Origin of the sequence: Providencia sp. PROV119 (assembly GCF_028482435.1) — a bacterium.
In the GTDB taxonomy this organism is placed as follows: Bacteria; Pseudomonadota; Gammaproteobacteria; order Enterobacterales; family Enterobacteriaceae; genus Providencia; species Providencia stuartii.
In genome coordinates, this window is sequence record NZ_JAMPQL010000025.1 from 51,411 (window position 1) to 70,168 (window position 18,758).

At 41.7% G+C, this 18,758-nt stretch carries 11 protein-coding genes; 8 read left to right on the forward strand and 3 right to left on the reverse strand.

The genetic code is table 11. The features are described from left to right. The first annotated feature begins 83 nt into the window (after window positions 1-83). The 5 genes from PSF11_RS17800 (at window position 84) to PSF11_RS17820 (ending at window position 11,338) form a co-directional block, all read left to right on the forward strand. Window positions 84-722: an OB-fold-containig protein gene (locus PSF11_RS17800; protein ID WP_004924054.1), complete on the forward strand. Its 639-nt coding sequence runs from the start codon at window positions 84-86 to the stop codon at window positions 720-722. Between the two features lie 56 nt (window positions 723-778). Beyond that, window positions 779-2,977 (forward strand): flotillin family protein, encoded by a 2,199-nt coding sequence (locus PSF11_RS17805; protein WP_004924051.1) that lies wholly within the window; start codon window positions 779-781, stop codon window positions 2,975-2,977. A 165-nt stretch (window positions 2,978-3,142) separates the two neighbouring features. Continuing rightward, window positions 3,143-8,083, forward strand: a complete 4,941-nt coding sequence (locus tag PSF11_RS17810) for a DNA repair ATPase (protein WP_014657155.1) — start codon at window positions 3,143-3,145, stop codon at window positions 8,081-8,083. Further along, window positions 8,080-8,655, forward strand: a complete 576-nt coding sequence (locus tag PSF11_RS17815) for a rhomboid family intramembrane serine protease (RefSeq protein WP_004924046.1) — start codon at window positions 8,080-8,082, stop codon at window positions 8,653-8,655. Before PSF11_RS17810 ends, PSF11_RS17815 begins: the two co-directional genes overlap by 4 nt. Window positions 8,656-8,806: 151 nt before the next feature. After that, window positions 8,807-11,338: a penicillin acylase family protein gene (locus PSF11_RS17820; RefSeq protein ID WP_072502654.1), complete on the forward strand. Its 2,532-nt coding sequence runs from the start codon at window positions 8,807-8,809 to the stop codon at window positions 11,336-11,338. 33 nt (window positions 11,339-11,371) lie between these two features. On the opposite strand, the gene PSF11_RS17825 is transcribed toward PSF11_RS17820, so the two are convergent. Further along, window positions 11,372-12,034, reverse strand: a complete 663-nt coding sequence (locus PSF11_RS17825) for a helix-turn-helix transcriptional regulator (protein ID WP_040132622.1) — start codon at window positions 12,032-12,034, stop codon at window positions 11,372-11,374. A 74-nt stretch (window positions 12,035-12,108) separates the two neighbouring features. Between PSF11_RS17825 and PSF11_RS17830 the strand changes: the two genes are divergently transcribed. Continuing rightward, window positions 12,109-13,518 carry an MFS transporter gene (locus PSF11_RS17830; RefSeq protein WP_072502653.1) on the forward strand — a complete coding sequence of 470 codons (1,410 nt, stop codon included), beginning with the start codon at window positions 12,109-12,111 and terminating at the stop codon, window positions 13,516-13,518. Between the two features lie 72 nt (window positions 13,519-13,590). Here PSF11_RS17830 and PSF11_RS17835 read toward each other — a convergent pair whose 3' ends face one another. Continuing rightward, a complete protein-coding gene (locus PSF11_RS17835) occupies window positions 13,591-15,072 on the reverse strand; it encodes an MFS transporter (protein WP_004924034.1) in 1,482 nt (493 codons plus the stop codon). Between the two features lie 95 nt (window positions 15,073-15,167). On the opposite strand from PSF11_RS17835, the gene PSF11_RS17840 reads away from it, so the two are divergent. Beyond that, window positions 15,168-15,704: a TetR/AcrR family transcriptional regulator gene (locus tag PSF11_RS17840; protein ID WP_272682852.1), complete on the forward strand. Its 537-nt coding sequence runs from the start codon at window positions 15,168-15,170 to the stop codon at window positions 15,702-15,704. Between the two features lie 143 nt (window positions 15,705-15,847). On the opposite strand, the gene PSF11_RS17845 is transcribed toward PSF11_RS17840, so the two are convergent. Next, complete coding sequence (locus tag PSF11_RS17845) at window positions 15,848-16,678, reverse strand: HpcH/HpaI aldolase/citrate lyase family protein (protein ID WP_060560771.1); 831 nt, start codon at window positions 16,676-16,678, stop codon at window positions 15,848-15,850. 207 nt (window positions 16,679-16,885) lie between these two features. On the opposite strand from PSF11_RS17845, the gene PSF11_RS17850 reads away from it, so the two are divergent. Continuing rightward, window positions 16,886-18,742, forward strand: a complete 1,857-nt coding sequence (locus PSF11_RS17850; RefSeq protein ID WP_060560770.1) for an IucA/IucC family protein — start codon at window positions 16,886-16,888, stop codon at window positions 18,740-18,742. Window positions 18,743-18,758: the final 16 nt, after the last annotated feature.

Sequence of the window (18,758 nt, forward strand, 5' to 3'; positions counted from 1 at the left end):
AAAATCATTGAAATTGATATGATTAAGTTAACGGTAATGGTAATAACAAAATTGAAACTCTAAATATTATAGAGAGAACATTTATGAGTTTGTTTCTACAAAACTGTCTGACCTTCCCCGTCATTATTTTTAGCGGCCTACTTATTATTGTTATGTTTTATTGGTTATGCGCCGCTTTTGGATTATTAGATATTGATTTATTTAATGTTGATACATCCGTTGATGGTGGCGGCTTTGATGCTACAGGGTTTGCTGGCTGGCTCACAAAACTCGGGCTTGCAGGTATTCCAGTCACGATTATTCTGACCTTATTTACACTATTTGGCTGGTTATTAAGTTACTTTAGTGTTCATTGGTTTATTCGTTTTATTGATATTACACTACTACGCTACCTTGTCGGCTTCACTGTATTCTTCGTTATATCCTTTATTTCAATCCACTTAACCGCCCTATGTTTAAAACCATTACGTGAGAAATTGGCTAAATCTAATACGCCAAAAACAGCCCAACGATTAATGGGTAAACTCGCCACCGTACGTTCAGGAGAAGTCACCGAACATAAAGGCGAAGCCATACTAGAAGATGGTGGTGCAGGGTTAATTCTGCAAATTCGTGCCGCTGCTACTGAAAATATTAAGCGAGGTGACCGCGTTGTTATCATTAGTTATGACCCCGTGTCACACAGCTACAATGTGGTGACGGAAGACGAATTTCGCCAGTAATAAACACTATTTTGAACCTTTAACGACGACATTATCGAAACCCATGGAGAGAAAATATGGAATTGGCTGACCTAATGCCCTTTTTAACCATTATTGGGGGCATCATCATAGTCATACTTGGCTTTTTTGGGCTATTTAAAGCCTTCTATATCAAGGTCCCACAAGGAACTGCATTGATTGTTAACGACATGTCGTCGCAACCAAAAGTTCACTTTACTGGTGCTTTAGTTTATCCCGTCATCTACAAAAAAGAGTTTATGAGAATTTCTCTCTTAACTTTGGAAGTTGACCGCCGCGGTAAAGATGGCCTGATTTGCCAAGACAACTTACGTGCAGATATTACTGTCGCTTTCTATTTACGTGTTAATGAGACCACTGAAGACGTACTCAAAGTGGCTAAAGCCATTGGGGTCGACCGCGCATCCGATCATCAAGCCGTCAGTACCTTATTTAGCGCTAAGTTTTCAGAAGCACTCAAAACGGTTGGTAAGCAGTTTGAACTCTCTAAGCTATTTGAAGATAGGCAGAACTTCCGTGATCGTATCGTGGATGTTATCGGTAAAGATCTCAATGGTTATGCACTTGAAGATGTGGCCATTGACTACCTTGAACAAACGCCAAAAGCCGCTCTTGATCCAAATAATATCTTCGACTCCGAAGGTATCCGTAAAATCACTGAAATCACCGCTATCCATAATATTGAAACTAACCAGAAAGAGCGCGACCAAGAACTGGCTATTCAAAAGAAAAATGTGGAAACCCGTGAAGCAAGCCTAGCCCTTGAACGCCAACAAGCGGATGCAGAAGCTCGCCAAAAACGTGAGATTGAAAATATTCGTGCTCGTGAGCAAGCCGAAACATTACGCGTACAAGAAGAAGAGCGCTTAAAAGCAGAGCAAGCACGTATTCAAACTCAGCAAGAAATTGAAATTCGTGAAGAAAATCGCATGCGTGAAGTTGAAGTTGCTCAGCAGAACCGGACCCGCGCAGTTGCTATTGAACAGGAACGCGTTAATCGTGCTCGTGACCTCGAAATCGTAGCCCGCGAACGTGAGGTTGAACTACAACGTATTGAAAAAGAAAAAGCGTTGGAAGAAGAACGCAAAAATATTTCTAACGTGATCCGTGAACGCGTTATCGTTGAAAAAAGCGTTGCCCAAGAAGAAGAGCGTATCAAAGAGGTACGTGAAGTATCAGAAGCCGATCGCTTAAGACAAGTGACCGTTATCAACGCTCAAGCAGAAGCGGAAGAGTCTTTAGTTCGCCAAGTGAAGAAAGCCGAAGCCGATGAAGCGAGTGCAAAACACAGAGCCGAAGAAATCAGCACCATGGCACAAGCGGAACTTGAAGCTTCAGCAAAACAAGCAGAAGCCAAAAAACGCTTAGCAGAAGGGATTGAAGCTGAACATGCTGCACTCGGCCTCGCAGAAGCACGAGTACGTCAAGCCACAGCCGAAGCGGAAGAAAAAGAGGGATTAGTCCTAGCGAATATCACCGCTGAGAAACTCCTAGCAGAAGCGCGTGGATTAAAAGAAAAAGGCTTAACTGAAGCACAAGTGTTGGAAGCAAAAGCGCTTGCTGAACAACAACAAGGCTTTGCTGAAGCGAAAGTCCTCGAAGAAAAACTGGCCGCTCAAGCACGCGGTGAAGAGCAACAAGCCAATGCGAAAGAAAAACTGGGCTTGGCGGATGCGAAAGTGCTTGAAGAGAAACTGGCTGCCCAAGCTCGAGGGGAAGGTCAATTAGGTGCCGCACAAGCCGAAGTGATCCGTCAACGTCTGAAAGCAGAAGCGGATGGCTTGACCGATAAATTCAAATCCATGGATCACCTCAGCGATACTGCCCGTGCTCATGAAGAGTTCCGTATGCGTCTTGAGAAAGAGTTTGAGCAAGCTATGGCATCAATTGACGCAAATAAAGAGATTGCTCGTGAGCAAGCCGATGTATTGGCTGCTGCATTAACCAAAACCAATATCGAAATTGTGGGCGGTGACGGTAGCTTCTTTAATACCTTCTCTAAAGCGCTTAGCTTAGGTAAAGCTGTTGATGGCTTTATGGATAAAAGCAGCTTTGCTAAAGAGAGTGTCGAAAAGCTGATCAACCGTAAAGACGATAAGAAAATCGATATTGCAGCTTTACTGAAAAACCCTGAGGTTCAAGATTTGATTAACAGCTTTATGGCTGCAAAAGGTGCAAACCCGCAGGTTAAAACCGTCTCGGCAAAACCTGAAGCACCAACGGATGATCAGCTCTAATGGGGTATGCTCTAACGTGTTTAAATTATATTACTGGCTCGGTATGGCACTCATACCATAGCGAATAATCATTTAACGGTAAACGAGCATCCTAGTTCAAAGGCATACATATCGGGTATGCCTTCAACTTTTGTCTTTTGTTATAGCCAAGGAAACCAACGACGCATGTCAATTCAGGATACGAGTCACGAGCAAAACATACTGGATAGTGCTGTTGCGCAAGGCGGCGCATATGAAATATTACGCAAACGCCTTACAGAACAAGGGCAACAGCTTCATCAAAAAGCAGCGCAACTCAATGACAGTCGTTTACAAGAGTTCGGTCAAAGCCAAATGGATATTATTGGCCGTATTCGTATTCGCACAGAAAATAATTGCCAAGCAAGGGATATTGTCCGAGTTGGTGAATGGCTTCTATTTGGCTATAACGTTTTCCTTGGCCTCAAAAGAGAAACACAAATTGAAGATGTGTTTTCTCTGTATCGACTGATTGATAACCAAGGTGAGTTTGATGTTGAAGCGGTCTCCTATGACGGCACCTTCCTCAGTGATACGCGCTTTATCCAAGATTTTACTGAGCTTTACACCTATTACAAAAACACCCAATTACTACAGTTAGTTGAACGTGATGGTAAGCTATTAGCTAGCTTTCAAATTGGTGAACGTATCACCGATGTGCGGGTTTTCCGCTGGTCTATCTCCAGTGATAAAAGCAAAATCGATTATATCGACAACCGCGGTGAACGCGACATCGCCCTTCCCCCTGCCTATGACTTTGAATGGGTGAAAACAACCCGTGAAAACACGGTTAATGGCCGTTTTCCGCATATCAATATTTTAGATACTGTTTTCGTTGAAACTATTGGTGGCGACCTCACCATAAAATGCGAAAATAACACAGAAGATGGCCTCGGCATTTATCGCGAAGCGGTGTTAGATAAAAACCAATCCCTAGATGATGCCCAAATTGAATATGCCCAAACAGGCAGCCTGATCTTACTGAAAATATTACCCTATCGCGAAGAGAACTGGCGCTATCTCGTCTACAATACACTGACTCAAACAGCTCAACGCATTGATGCGATTGGTCAGGCATGTGTACAGCTTCCCGAAGACCACGGCATTATTTTCCCAGGTGGATATTACTTACAAAATGGTGAGTATAAAACCTTTGATCAACCTATGGATGGCATGCGTTTTCGTCGCTTGCGCCGTTCCCCAAACGGTGAGGATGTCCTGTATGTCTTCTATTCGCCAAACCAAGGTCGTATCGCCCTCTTTAATTATAATTTGATTGAGCGAAAACTGGCGATTCCGCTGATCGGGCATGGTTATGCCATGCTTGAGGATGGGAAAATGGTTCTCTTTGAAGGTGAAGGTGACGAAGCCACTCGAGTTCACCCGATGCAAGTTTGGCAAACCCCTTTCTATTCAGAAGAATTTGCCGATCAACAGCCTGCGCGAGGGGGCTTTTTTGGTCGCATTGGTAACGCTGATCTTGTACGTGGCATCTCAGAAATTCTGCATATTGCTAAAGAAATTGAAGGTAATCAGGTTTCCGTTGCCCGCTATGAACAACTGAGCCAACAACCGAAAAACCTACTTGATATTTATTATTGGTTCAATGACGAGCAATGTTTAGGTATCGGTAAATTACTCAAAGAGATCACACAAACCAGTGAATTGGTCTTAGATGAGTATGAAAAAGTCGAGAGTATCCGCCAGCAATCAGCAAAATCGATGAATGAAGCGGTTAATCGGCAAAAGACACTGATGTCTTTAACATTACCTGAAAGCTGGAATGATATTCAGCAGTTTGTTGATGGGTTAAATGCACTCAGTGCCCAACGTGGTCACCTGATCTCCTTACGCGAATTCCGCTATATGGATTTAACGAAACTCGCGCAGATGGAAGAAGAAATTACGCAAGCACAGCAGTATGTTTCTCAAACTACCGCGACTTTCCTAGCGAGCGATAAAGCACTACAACCATTTAAAACGCAACTTTCTCAGTTTGAAGAGCAAATGGAGAGTGCTCAAAATAGTGCGCAGCTCGATATTCCAATGAATGGCATGGAAAAAATGTCTGCCGACTTGGATATGCTATCGAATCTAATGGCTTCGCTAAAATTTGATGATGTGACTCAACAAACCAACATCATTGATGCAATTTCACAAATTTATGCCCAATTAAACCAGTCACGCGCTCGTTTACAACAAAAACGTAAATCACAAAGTGCTGTCGAGACTGTGGCTCAGTTTGGCGCACAATTCCGCCTATTTAGCCAAGGCATTACAAATGCCCTATCACTCTCCACGGATCCTGAACGCTGCGATGACCAGTTATCTAGGCTATTAGTCCAATTAGAAGAGTTAGAAAGCCAATTCAGCAGCCATGATGAGTTCCTAGAAGATATTCTCGCCAAACGCGAAGAGCTGCTAGAAACCTTTGAGTCGCACAAGCAAGCCTTATTAGATGAACGCCAACGCCGTTCACAAAACTTACAAACAGCAGCCGACCGCCTGTTAGATAGTTTGCAACGCCGCACTGCACGTTTACAGTCTCAAGATGAATTAAACGCCTTTTTTGCGTCTGATCCATTGGCAACAAAAACGCGTGAAATCATTGAAAAACTAAGAGAAATCAATGATAACGTCAAAGCGGATGATATTGATGCTAGATTAAAAGCAGCGCGCGACCAATCTATTCGCACACTACGCGATAAAACAGATATTTACGAAGATGGCGGTAATATAATTAAATTAGGGCCTCGCCATCGCTTTAGTGTTAACACCCAAGAGCTTGATTTAACCATCTTGCCGAAAGATAACCAACTTTGGTTATATCTGACGGGTACCGATTTCCAAGAGCCTATTGATAACCCTCAATTAGCTGAGTTACAACCTTATTGGTCAGCGGCACTTGAATCCGAGTCAGACGATGTTTATCGGGCTGAATACCTTGCATATTCAATTATCTACGCTGCAAGTAAGCGCCAAGATGGCCTTGATTATAATATGCTTAAGTCCGCGTTATCGGTGCCTGAGAAATTAGAGAAAATAGTACGCGACTTTGCAGCCCCACGTTATAAAGAGGGCTATGAGAAAGGTATTCACGATCACGATGCCATCGCTATTTTGAAAAAACTCCTGCCTGTCGGAGAGAGTGCTGATTTACTGCGTTATAACCCAACATCGCGAGCAATTGCTGCGATTTTCTGGGAACAAGTACAAAATAATGAATATCCGGCTTTATGGCCAGAGCGCGCCAGAACCGCAATGAATATTCATCAGCTATTCCATAATGATGATGCTTTGCTCGATTTGCAGGCGGAGATCGAAGCAGACATTAGCCTATTTTTACAAGAGCACCCGATACCTTGTGAGAGTTACCAACAAACTCAAGCCGCAGAGTATCTTAGCTTTGCGCTGGCGAGAACGCCTATTGAATTAGTTTACAGTAAATATGCTAGAGACCTTGTTGCCGCCTTGCAAACTCGGTTAGAAGACGCCCATATGTGGATAGACTTCAACCGTTCCCAACAAAACCTTGCAGGCCGCTATGCTCAGCGTTGGGCATTGATTCAAAACTGGTTACAAGGGCTATGTTCAGTGCCTGAATTTGCCCATCTTACGCCTTATATTCCGGGTGCAATCGCCATTATTATTTTAGACAAAGTCGCATCGGCACGTTATAGCGAAGCTGATCTGTACTTCAAAGTTAATGGGTTATTAGGCGAACATCCAACGATAGAAAATCAAACCCTCTCGTTGAGCTTAGATAACTATTTCAGTCGCATGCGTTTTCAAAGAAAACGGTTTATTCCCGCATTCCGTGAATATCAAGCGTTACGCCAACGTGTTGTCATTGAAGAGCGCCGTCGTTTGAAGCTGCATGAGTTTAAAGCGCACCCTCTTAGCTCCTTTGTTCGTAATAAACTGATCAACGACGTCTATTTACCGATTATTGGTGACAATATGGCGAAGCAAATCGGTGCTTTAGGGGAAGGTAAACGTACCGATTTGATGGGGCTACTCTTGATGATCTCCCCGCCTGGTTACGGTAAAACCACATTGATGGAATATGTTGCTGACCGCTTAGGCCTCATTTTCATGAAAATTAACGGGCCTGCGTTAGGTCATGACGTGTTATCACTCGACCCAGACCAAGCACCAAATGCAACTGCACGTCAGGAGCTAGAAAAACTCAATTTAGCGTTAGAGATGGGGAATAACGTGATGCTCTATGTGGATGATATTCAGCATACGCATCCTGAGTTTTTACAGAAATTTATTTCTCTGTGTGACGGAACAAGGCGCATTGAAGGGGTTTGGAAAGGAAAAACGAAAACCTATGACATGCGTGGTAAAAAATTCTGTGTTGTTATGGCAGGTAACCCATATACCGAATCAGGTGAAGTGTTCCGCATACCGGACATGCTCGCCAACCGCGCTGATATCTATAACCTAGGGGAAGTGCTTGGCGGCATGGATGATGCCTTCGCATTAAGCTACATTGAAAACAGTCTCACCTCAAACCCTGTACTTGCGCCGCTTGCTCTACGTGATCTCAATGACCTCTACCTTTTCGTTGATAAAGCAATGGGTAAATCAGTCTCAACTAATGCTCTGAGCTACCCCTATTCAGATGCAGAAATCAGTGAAATTGTCGCTGTCATTAAGCGCCTAATCACGCTACGCGATGTCGTACTCAAAGTGAATCAGCAATATATTGCCAGTGCAGCACAGTCCGATAAATACCGCACCGAGCCAGCCTTCCGTTTGCAAGGTAGCTATCGAAATATGAATAAACTGAGTGAAAAAGTGTCCTCTGTCATGAATGAAGAGGAGCTTGAACGTTTATTGGATGATCACTACCTCGGTGAAGCACAATTACTCACCACAGGAGCAGAAGAAAATTTACTCAAATTAGCTGAAATTCGCGGTAAGCTCACGGAGCAACAGGCCGCACGCTGGCAACAAATCAAAAAGGACTTTATGCGCAATAAAGCACTAGGTGGGGATAATGCAGATGTGGGTGACCGTGTTGTTGCACAACTTGCTGATCTGGTTGAAAGTGTACAAGCATTAAGCCAGCAAGCATGAAACAGTGGTTGAACCAACGACTGAAACTACTTGCTATTTTGGCTGGGCTATTGGTCATCATCCAAGTGATCAATAGCCTAACAGGCTATTCGTTAAATCGCTTTGGTATCATACCCAGAAGCTTAGAGGGCCTCATCGGTATCCCCCTTTCCCCCTTTATTCATAGTAGTTGGGGACATTTACTGAGTAACCTTCCTCCTTTACTGATCCTCAGCGCAGTACTGCTACATAGAGAGATCCGTGAATATCTATTAGCTTCGCTCTTTATTATTATTACTGGTGGATTAGCTGTTTGGTTAGTTGGTCGCTACGCCATTCATGTTGGCGCAAGTGGTTGGATTTTCGGGCTTTGGGGGTTACTGATCGCCCAAGGTTATTTTCGTCGCAAACTTTCTGACATTATCATCACTGTCTTGGTGCTATTTTATTTTGGCGCAATGGCATCCGGCTTGCTGCCCGTTCATCAATATATTTCAACTGAATCGCATATTGCTGGTGCAATATCGGGTATTTTCTATGCATGGTGGGTTAATCGCCGCAAGAAAAGCGCCCTTTCACCTACAGAAAGCTAATTTTTAGCTAACGTGATCAGATTCACTTTTAATATTTTTTTTATTTTTATGTATCCTTTTTTATCTACTTGGTTCACATATTAATAATTTAACTATTATTTAACTCTTCATTTACAAATTAGTGATTGTTAGTCTCATAAAACAATAAAAAATGGAGACTCACCTGATGAAGATAAACAACTTATTATCTGCGGTTATTATTTTTGGATTAACAACACTTTCATCTACTGGCTATGCCGAACCGAATAAAATCAAAATCGATCGAGATAGCTACGGCGTTCCTCATATCTATGCCGATGACGTATATAGCCTTTTTTATGGTTATGGCTATGCTGTCGCCCAAGACAGGCTTTTCCAGATGGAAATGGCAAAACGCAGTACCCAAGGCACCGTTTCAGAAGTGCTCGGCAAAGATTTTATTGCCTTTGATAAAGATATCCGCAGTAATTACTGGCCTGACTCCATCCATCAACAAATTAAAAATCTCCCTAAAGAAGAACAGGATATCCTACGTGGCTATGCAGACGGCATGAACGCTTGGATCAAACAAGTGAATGCGAGGCCAGATAAATTAATGCCTAAACAATTTATTGATTATGACTTCACACCATCTCAATGGAACAGCTTTGACGTTGCCATGATTATGGTGGGCACTATGGCTAACCGCTTCTCAGATATGAACAGTGAAATCGATAATCTAGCCTTATTAACCGCCTTAAAAGATAAGTATGGTGAGCAAACAGGGTTAGCAGTATTCAACCAAATAAATTGGCTAAACAACCCTAATGCCCCCACCACTATTGATGCTCAAGAATTTACCTATTCAGATACAAAAAATAAAAACAAACAATCTCAGGCGAATCAAATAAACGATTACCGTCTAATTCCCCCTATGTTTGAGCGCCCTGCAAAGGATGCCTCCGGCAAATTAATCGCATTAACAGCACAGCAAAATAGCCAATTGATTGCCAAGCAATATGAGCAAGGCGGTGCGAACGGGTTAGCAGGTTACCCAACGACGAGTAATATCTGGGTTGTCGGCAAATCAAAAGCCGATGGCGCTAACGCAATTTTGCTCAACGGCCCACAATTTGGCTGGTTTAACCCAGCCTATACCTATGGCATTGGTTTACATGGTGCTGGTTTTGATTTGGTTGGCAACACCCCTTTCGCTTATCCAGCAATATTATTTGGCCATAATGGCAACATAGCATGGGGATCAACGGCTGGTTTTGGTGATGGTGTCGATATTTTTGCAGAGAAACTCGACCCAAAACGTCCTAACTATTACCAACATCAAGGCCAATGGAAAAAAATGCTCAGCCGCCAAGAGGTCATTAACGTGAAAGATGCTTCGCCTGTCACATTAGATGTTTATCGAACGGTGCACGGCAACATAGTCAAACAAGATAACAGCGCTAACATCGCATACAGCAAGGCTCGAGCGTGGGATGGAAAAGAAGTCTCTTCTTTGATGGCATGGGTAAAACAGGCACAAGCCAAAAATTGGCAGCAATGGCAAGCTCAGGCACAAAATCAAGCACTGACCATTAATTGGTATTATGCCGATCGAGATGGCAATATTGGTTATATCCATACAGGACATTACCCTGAGCGCCAAGAAAACCATGACCCTCGCCTTCCAGTGCCAGGTACCGGGGAGTGGGATTGGCAAGGTATGCAACCCTTTGCCAATAACCCAAAAGTGTATAACCCGAAATCCGGTTATATTGCCAACTGGAATAATTCCCCAGCCAAAAACTATCCCGCTAGTGATTTATTTGCTTTCTTATGGGGTTCGGCTGATCGAGTGACAGAAATAAATAGACTGATAGAATCAAAAGCTTTGTTAAACCAAGAGGATATGTGGGATATCCTAAAACAAACCAGCCGTGTTGACCTCAATCATCGCTTATTCACCCCTTATATCATCCGTGCTACGCGTGATTTACCTGCCGATGATGATGCAGTAAAACTTGCTAATATACTGAACCAATGGGATGGCATTAATCATCTTACAAAGGATGGTAAGCATTATATTCAACCAGGCTCGGCAATATTAGATATCTGGCTCAAGGAGATGTTAAAAGCGACTCTCGGTCAAGCTGTACCGGCTCCCTTTGATAAATGGTATTTAGCCAGTGGCTATGAAACAACACAAGACGGCCCTACAGGTTCACTGAATATTAGTACGGGGGCCAAAATCTTATATGAATCGTTATTAGGACAACGCTCTGCAATTCCTCAAGCGATTGATCTCTTTGCAGGCAAACCTCAAGATGAGGTCATTCGCCAAGCATTACGCAATACTTATCAGCAGATGACCCTAAAATATGGTGATAATCTTGCAAGCTGGCAAACCCCTGCCACGGCACTCACTTTCAGAGCCAATAATTTCTTTGGCGTTCCTCAAGCTAATGCAAAAGAGCGTTTTCATCAAAATGAGTATCATAATAGAGGCACAGAAAATGATTTGATCGTGTTTAGCGATGGTAAAGTGAAAGCTTGGGATGTCGTCGCACCAGGCCAAAGCGGTTTTATTTCACCTCAAGGCAAACCATCACCTCATTATCAAGACCAATTGTCGCTCTATGAACAATTTGAAAAGAAACCATTATGGCTCACAACGGAAGAATTGACGCCGCACATCGAATCTAGCGAACAGGTTGAGATCGAAAAATAGTCAATCTCAACAGGGCCGAGGTAACACTCGGCCCTATTTCATTTGCTGTACACGATAGACACAACGTCCCGCGCCATTTAACAAATATTGCTCACGCTCAACTGTCACATCACTTCCCATAATATCGCGAAACAGTTGCAATTCTGAACGACAAAAATTTTGGCAGACGGTCGCCGCAGCACAGATAGGGCAATGATTTTCAATAAATAACCAGCTATTACCATCTTGCTCAATATGTGCCATATAACCTTCTTCGTTGCGAACATCGGCTAATGCCTGTAATCGTTCAACAAAAGGTAAAGAGCCACATCGCGACAAATATTTCGCCTTAACTTCCCCTTCTCGTTGGCTAATTAGCTTTTCCAGCCCTTCATTACCAAAAATATTTTTTACAGAATCAATGAGCTGCAATGTTAATTGAGCATGTGTGTCAGGAAAGCGCTGATGCCCTAATGCTGTGAGCACCCAATTCTGCCTTGGTCGGCCCGCTCCGGTTTGAGAGGTACATTGCACCCCTTCAACTAAACCTAAAGACGTCAGTTTCTGAATATGCTGGCGTGCCGCTTCCCCCGTCATTGCCAAGTCTTTTGCAATCACAGCTGTCGAGATAGGACCTTTTGTTTTTATGCAAAACAAAACCTTATCAACCGCTTGGCTGATATTTAAATTATCAAAGTAATCACTTGCATTAATCATTCTGTCACTCTAATATCCAAGTCAGTACTTGGATATTAACGTTTTTTTAACTCTCTCGTCTAGCAGGTCTCGCTATGAGCAATGAACCCTCCACGACAACTCAAGCTAAGTGGGCTGATTTACTTAGTGGTCGTAACGCATTATTGACGATTGCCCTCACCGGTGGTGTCGCTCTTCATGCTATCAATATTTATATTGTGACAACTATCTTACCTAGTATCGTCAATGATATCGGTGGTCTTGAATATTATGCGTGGAATACGACGATTTTTGTTGCTACTTCAATTGTGGGTTCAACACTGTCGAGTAAAATACTCAATCAATTAGGGCCTAAATTCGCCTATTTAACGGCTCTGCTTATTTTCTCATTAGGCTCCATTTGGTGTGCACTGTCACCATCAATGTTAATGTTACTTGGCGGGCGAGCGTTACAAGGGCTAGGCGGTGGAATTTTATTCGCCTTAAGCTACGCCCTTATTCGCATTGTGTTTACTGAAAACCTTTGGTCACGTGCCATGGGCATTGTTTCCGGTATGTGGGGAATAGCGACACTTTGCGGTCCTGCTATTGGTGGAGTATTCGCTCAAACGGGTCATTGGCGCTGGGCTTTTTGGTCATTACTTCCCGTTGCACTTCTACTCGTTCTAATCGTGATAAATCAATTGCCTAAAAGGACAAATCAATCCCAACAGATCAGTAAACTGCCTGTTCTCGCCATTTCACTATTAGTGATTTCCGTCTTAGCGATTTCCATCGGTAGCTTATCCAGTCAGTTGATATTCAATGCCATTGGCCTATTCGTTGGCCTTATCTTATTGGTCACTATCGCAAAAATCGATGGTAAAAAAGGTAAGCGATTACTACCAACAGGCACTTATTCATTAAAAAATTCACTCGGTGTGATTTATTTAACGATGAGCTTGTTGGTGGGTGGTATGACAACGGAAATTTATGTTCCTTATTTCTTACAAACCATCCACCACTTCTCCCCATTATCAGCAGGCTATCTTACAGCGATTATGGCAGCAGGTTGGACGATTGGCGCATTATTAAGTGCCAATAAAACTGGCCCAATCGTGTTAAAAATACTTCGTACAGGGCCAATCATCATATTTATTTCATTAATTGTGTTAGCCATTTTGACTCCTCATACGGAGCTTGTGAGTTCAATCTTACTGTTTACAATTTATTTAGTCGCAATGATGGGAGTTGGCCTTGGTATTGGTATTTGCTGGCCACACTTGGTGTTAAAAGTGTTCAGTGTCGCCCCTAGTGGTGAAGAAAATCTCGCGTCTTCATCCGTCATTACCGTTCAACTATATGCGACTGCGCTTTCTGCCGCGCTCGTGGGTGTCGTCGTGAATAACAGCGGGTTGATTTCCCCTGGTGGAATAGCAGGCGCTCAACAAGCCTCTGTTTGGTTATTTATTTTATTTGCCATTTGTCCATTCTTTGCCGCACTGTTGATCAGGAAAGTGAAGTAATACTTCCGCGTGGGGGATACGTGGTAAAAGCAGGGAAGTGTCATTTAATTCACTTCCCTTTATTCATTAACGTTAATTTTTACGGAAAAAGTAAGGGATACACAGCGTGCTGATTATGACAATAATCGCTGTCGATACCATGACACCAAAAAAGGCTTGATCAAACGCTATGTGCGCTTGATTTATCAATAAATTAGCACTTTCGTGCGGCAGATGCTCCGCAACAATAAAAGCTTCATCAATGCTATCATAAGCTTTATTATCAACGACTAAGCTATCGGGCAATGATAATTTCATTGTATAAATGGCACTCATCAATCCCCCCATAAAGGTTACACCCAACACACTACCAATTTCATATGCGACTTCTTCAATAGACGCGGCCATACCGGCTTTTTTATCTGGCGCATTGAGCATCACGGTTGTTGAAGCTGTCGTAAAAATAATTCCTAAACCAAAACCAATTAAAAACAGGAATAACAATAAGATGAAACCTGTTGAGGTTTGATAAATAGAAATGAGACCAAGTACCCCTGCCAAAGTACAAACAAAGCCAATGACGGTTAAACGTCTTTCCCCCATTGTATGTAATAACATTCCAGTTAATGGGCCTGCTAATACAGAAGCAATCGGGATCGGGATAATATACAGCGCCGCTTGAAGTGGCGTATACCCCTGAACTAATTGTAGTCTTTGGCTCAATAGGAGTTCGACACCCACAATAATCACCATCGATAATATCGCCATTAAAATACCGGCACTAAAACGAGGGTTAGAAAATAATTTAAAATCAATCATTGGTGATTCAGACGCTATTTGTCTGCGGCTAAATAACCATAAAAATAGCCCACCGATAACCCCAACAATAGTCAACTCCCACCAATTGGTATAAGGCTTACCCAGCTCTTTTAGAGCATAAATAATGCCAACTAACCCGACTAGCACTAACCCAGAGCCAAGATAATCAATTTTTTGTGAGCCTGTTCCGCCACATTTAGGAATTAAAAAATAGGCAAAAGGTAATACCAGCAATACCACAGGAACATTAATTAAAAAGACCGATCCCCACCAAAAGTGGTTAAGCAGCGCACCACCAACCAAAGGGCCTATCGCAGCACCACCTGATGCCACCGCCGACCAAATACCTATCGCAAGTGCACGCTCTTTTGGATCTAAGAAAACGTGTCTAACAATCGATAAGGTTGCAGGCATACTCAGCGCCGCTCCCACAGCTAAAAAGCCTCTGGATAAAATTAGGCTCATTGCCGTCGGAGAAAATGCCGCACATAAAGAAGCGACCGCAAATAAAGGTAGCCCTAACAGAAACATGACCTTATGGCCAATGCGATCACTAAGCATACCCGCAGCAGGCAACAGCCCAGCGACAATTAATGGGTAAGCATTCATGATCCACAATTTTTCAGAAGATGTGGCGCCTAAATCATGCGTTAATCGCGGTAACGCGGTATATAACACCGTCACATCGATAACAATCAGAAAGAGTACACTTGATACTAAAAGTAAAATAATCCAGCGTTTATAATTTGCTAGCATAAAATCATCTCAACAAGTTTATTTAATCACTATTTATTCATGATCGTGCTACAATATAAATCCATACGTATGTATTGAAAAGAGGTTTTTGTTAAATGGGACGTCAACGAACTATCGATCGAGATAAAGTGCTCGATGCCGCTGAAAACATCGTACTTAACCAAGGTGCTGCTGCTCTGACGATTGATGCAGTCGCAAAATCCATGGGGATCTCTAAAGGAGGGGTTCAATACTGTTTTGGTAACAAAGATGCCTTAATCGATGCAATGTTTGAACGCTGGGGTTATACCTATGAGCAAATATTTAACCGTGAGATTGAAAAAGACAGCTCCCCAGAAAATCGTATTAATGCCCATCGGCTTGCAACCTATGAACATGACAAAGTCGCGATGGCGAAGGGGGCAGCATTAATGGCAGCTTTACTACAAACCCCTGAATACTTAGAAAGTACCCGTGTTTGGTATCGTGATAGATTGCGCCATATAGACACCTCAACAGAGCATGGCAAACGCGCTCGGCTGATGTTTCTTGCTACCGAGGACGCCTTTATGTTGCGCTATTTTGGTTTGATGGAAATAGACGAAAACGAGTGGCAAGAGATGTTCCATGATATGTCACGTTTTTTAGGCTAACGTGACAAACCTAGGAACTTATCCTATAAAAAAACAATCGTTCGTTGTATCGATACAGAGATACAAAAAATCGCTATTTTTCATTACGACGAAATAAATGGACGGGAATGATGCCAGAAACGGTAAGCAAATTAGGCGTATTTTTATTTGTGGGTATTTAGCCACTTCTTTGCCTGCAAAATTAAAGGTAAATCTACCATTTTGCCATCCACTTTAAAGGCGTACTGCTCTTGAGATTGTTGTAATACTTTTTTTGACCAAGCCAGCTGCTGCTGTGTTATATCAAACGATCGCTTGATAATAGCAATTTGATTGGGATGAATAGCTAATTTTGCTGTAAAACCAAGAGCTTTAGCATGCAAACACTCTTGCTCTAAAGCAGCCAAATCATCAATATCTGGTGTGACACAGTCAATAGGAGCTAAAAGATTTGCAAGGCGAGAAGCAAGCACCACTTGTGTTCTTGCAAACAACAGTGATTCACGAGACATGTCACACTGCATATCAAGAGAAAAGTCTAAAGAGCCGAATGCAAGGCGCTCAACACCTGAATGTGCGATATCATAAACACGGTGTAACCCCCATGCCGTTTCAATGATAGCAATCATCGATAGTTGCGGATTATCAAAGAGATGTTTTTTAACATCGTTGATCATCGCTACAGATTCAACTTTAGGTATAACAAGGTGAGATAAATAGATGAATAAGTTATTTTTCTTTAGCCAATCAATATCTTGATCATATTCAATACTATTTGGCTGGTTAATTCTAATGGCTATTTTTTGCGTTACCTCCTTTCTTGGATAATGGAGTAACCAATCCATAACTTCCTGCCTAGCAAGAGATTTATGTAAAGGATGGACTGAATCCTCCAAATCTAAAATCAACACGTCTGAGCCACTAATACACGCTTTATCAAAGAATTGAGGGTGATCTCCGGGTACAAATAAATAAGTTACAGAACAATTAGTCATCGTGAACCTTCCTAATCAATCATTTGAATAACATATTATTTTCCCTTACATCTCAATTGAGAATAAAAAAAACAATAATTCTCATTTACTATTTTTTTCGGCAATGCTAACTTTATTACCAATATCTTTCAAGTATTCAAAATTATTTTTCTAGTTAATGATATTCATCATTAATTAATTCGTTCTCATAGCTATAAGAGGCTAATCATGACGAATACCCCTAAACAAACAAATGTTTTAAATATTAATGCTGAATTTTCTCATCATAATAGCCTTAGGCGTTTAATTCATTGCTTGTTTGCAGAAAAACTGATTGATAAAAAACAATTTTATTGGGATTTTGATTATTGTGGATATATTTATCAATCCATAACATCATCATTTAAAATCCTTTTCACCGATGTAGATATATACCCTGCCAATACCGTATTAAGTTATGGAAATATTTATATAATCGATAAAAACAATCAAAAGGAAATTATTCAAACGATAGATGACATGCTTGATATATTAAAAGAAGATTTAAATATAGCGTTTACCCCTAACAATTTAAATAAATTAAAAAATGATATAAAAAACAGTGTCGATAATGACATTAATGCACGCAACTTCCGCATTAATTGGTCACACGATATTAGCCAACAAATGTCTAAATACGGTTTTAATGACTTAACTGATTGGGTCGTTCATAAATACAGTATCCGCGATGCGGCTTTGTTTCTCGACCAATGGGGCTCACTTGAAGGGCATCCCTATTATCCAACATGGAAAAGCCGACCAAACATGAAAGCCAAAGATGTTATGGCTTACTCTCCTGAATTTAATGCTACGGTGAATCTTACTGTCGCAGCTCTACGCCGAGATATGGCCTATATTGAAGCATTGCCGCATGTCGCTAATATTCACCTCTGGTTTCTTCAACAATTTCCACTTACTGGTCAACAATGGTGTGATTGGCTTGGGCAGCAAGGTAGGGATCCTCAACAATGGCTTCCATTACCCATTCATCCCTGGCACTTAAATCATTGGGTAAAAGAGCAAGCAGCAGAACTCATTCAAGATGAAATACTGCTTATTGATGGGCCTCAATTAGAGACCAAACCGACGATGTCCTTTAGGACCATGCTCCCCACAGATGCCACTAATAAGGCATTTGTTAAATTACCCATCGCAGTTTGGATGACAAGTGAAATGCGTAGCTTGCAAGCAAAATCCATCCATATGGGGCCTAGAATTAGTCAGTTAATCGATACCATCTTAAAACAAGAGAAAAACTTTCATGGGAAATTAGAATCTCTACGTGAAGATCTCGGTATCCACTACCGACATGCCATTGAACAAGATGATTCAGCTGGGCGCTTTCTTTCTGTCGTATTTCGTTGCACGAATTCTTATGAAAGAAGTGACAATTTATTGCCTATCACGGTTGCAACACTCTTTACTGCTTTACCAAATCAACAAAAACCGATTTTCACTGAACTTATTGAAAAATCAGGATTAACTCCTCGTGAATGGTTCCGCAGCTATACAAAAGTTATTTTAGAGCCTGTTATATCTATGTATTTGATATATGGCATTGCTCTTGAAGCTCATCAGCAAAATACCCAAGTACTCTTCACATCAGAAGGTATCCCAGAAAAATGTTTAATCCGTGACTATGGTGATGGCCGAGCCTTTTTACCCCTATTGCACCAACAAGGCTATCAATTACAAGCCTACTCTTGGCCCGGTATTTTACCGACCGTTTTTGAAGAGGATATAGAACCTGTACGGAGTTTTTTGATTGACGCTTGTTTTGTAAGCCATTTACATGAACTAGCTGTCCATATTACTCGTTTTTACCGCTTAACTAACCACCAGCTTTGGAGGGAATTAAAAAATATAACTCAATATATTTTTGAATCAGTTAAGCCTCGAATTGATGAAAGTTTTTGGAGGCAAGAATATGAAATATTTATGAATTCACCTTGGCAAACTCGCTCACTACTCACTATGCATATCCAACGATATATTAATTATCGAATACAACATGGTTTAACGAACCCATTTTTATTATTTCAATAAATAAACTTTATCTAAC

Coding starts and splice junctions, on each gene's coding strand:
- PSF11_RS17835 (WP_004924034.1), bottom strand. CDS start 15,072: ATGCTAGCAAATTATAAACGCTGGATTATTTTACTTTTAGTATCAAGT.
- PSF11_RS17800 (WP_004924054.1), top strand. CDS start 84: ATGAGTTTGTTTCTACAAAACTGTCTGACCTTCCCCGTCATTATTTTT.
- PSF11_RS17815 (WP_004924046.1), top strand. CDS start 8,080: ATGAAACAGTGGTTGAACCAACGACTGAAACTACTTGCTATTTTGGCT.
- PSF11_RS17810 (WP_014657155.1), top strand. CDS start 3,143: ATGTCAATTCAGGATACGAGTCACGAGCAAAACATACTGGATAGTGCT.
- PSF11_RS17850 (WP_060560770.1), top strand. CDS start 16,886: ATGACGAATACCCCTAAACAAACAAATGTTTTAAATATTAATGCTGAA.
- PSF11_RS17845 (WP_060560771.1), bottom strand. CDS start 16,678: ATGACTAATTGTTCTGTAACTTATTTATTTGTACCCGGAGATCACCCT.
- PSF11_RS17805 (WP_004924051.1), top strand. CDS start 779: ATGGAATTGGCTGACCTAATGCCCTTTTTAACCATTATTGGGGGCATC.
- PSF11_RS17825 (WP_040132622.1), bottom strand. CDS start 12,034: ATGATTAATGCAAGTGATTACTTTGATAATTTAAATATCAGCCAAGCG.
- PSF11_RS17820 (WP_072502654.1), top strand. CDS start 8,807: ATGGAGACTCACCTGATGAAGATAAACAACTTATTATCTGCGGTTATT.
- PSF11_RS17840 (WP_272682852.1), top strand. CDS start 15,168: ATGGGACGTCAACGAACTATCGATCGAGATAAAGTGCTCGATGCCGCT.
- PSF11_RS17830 (WP_072502653.1), top strand. CDS start 12,109: ATGAGCAATGAACCCTCCACGACAACTCAAGCTAAGTGGGCTGATTTA.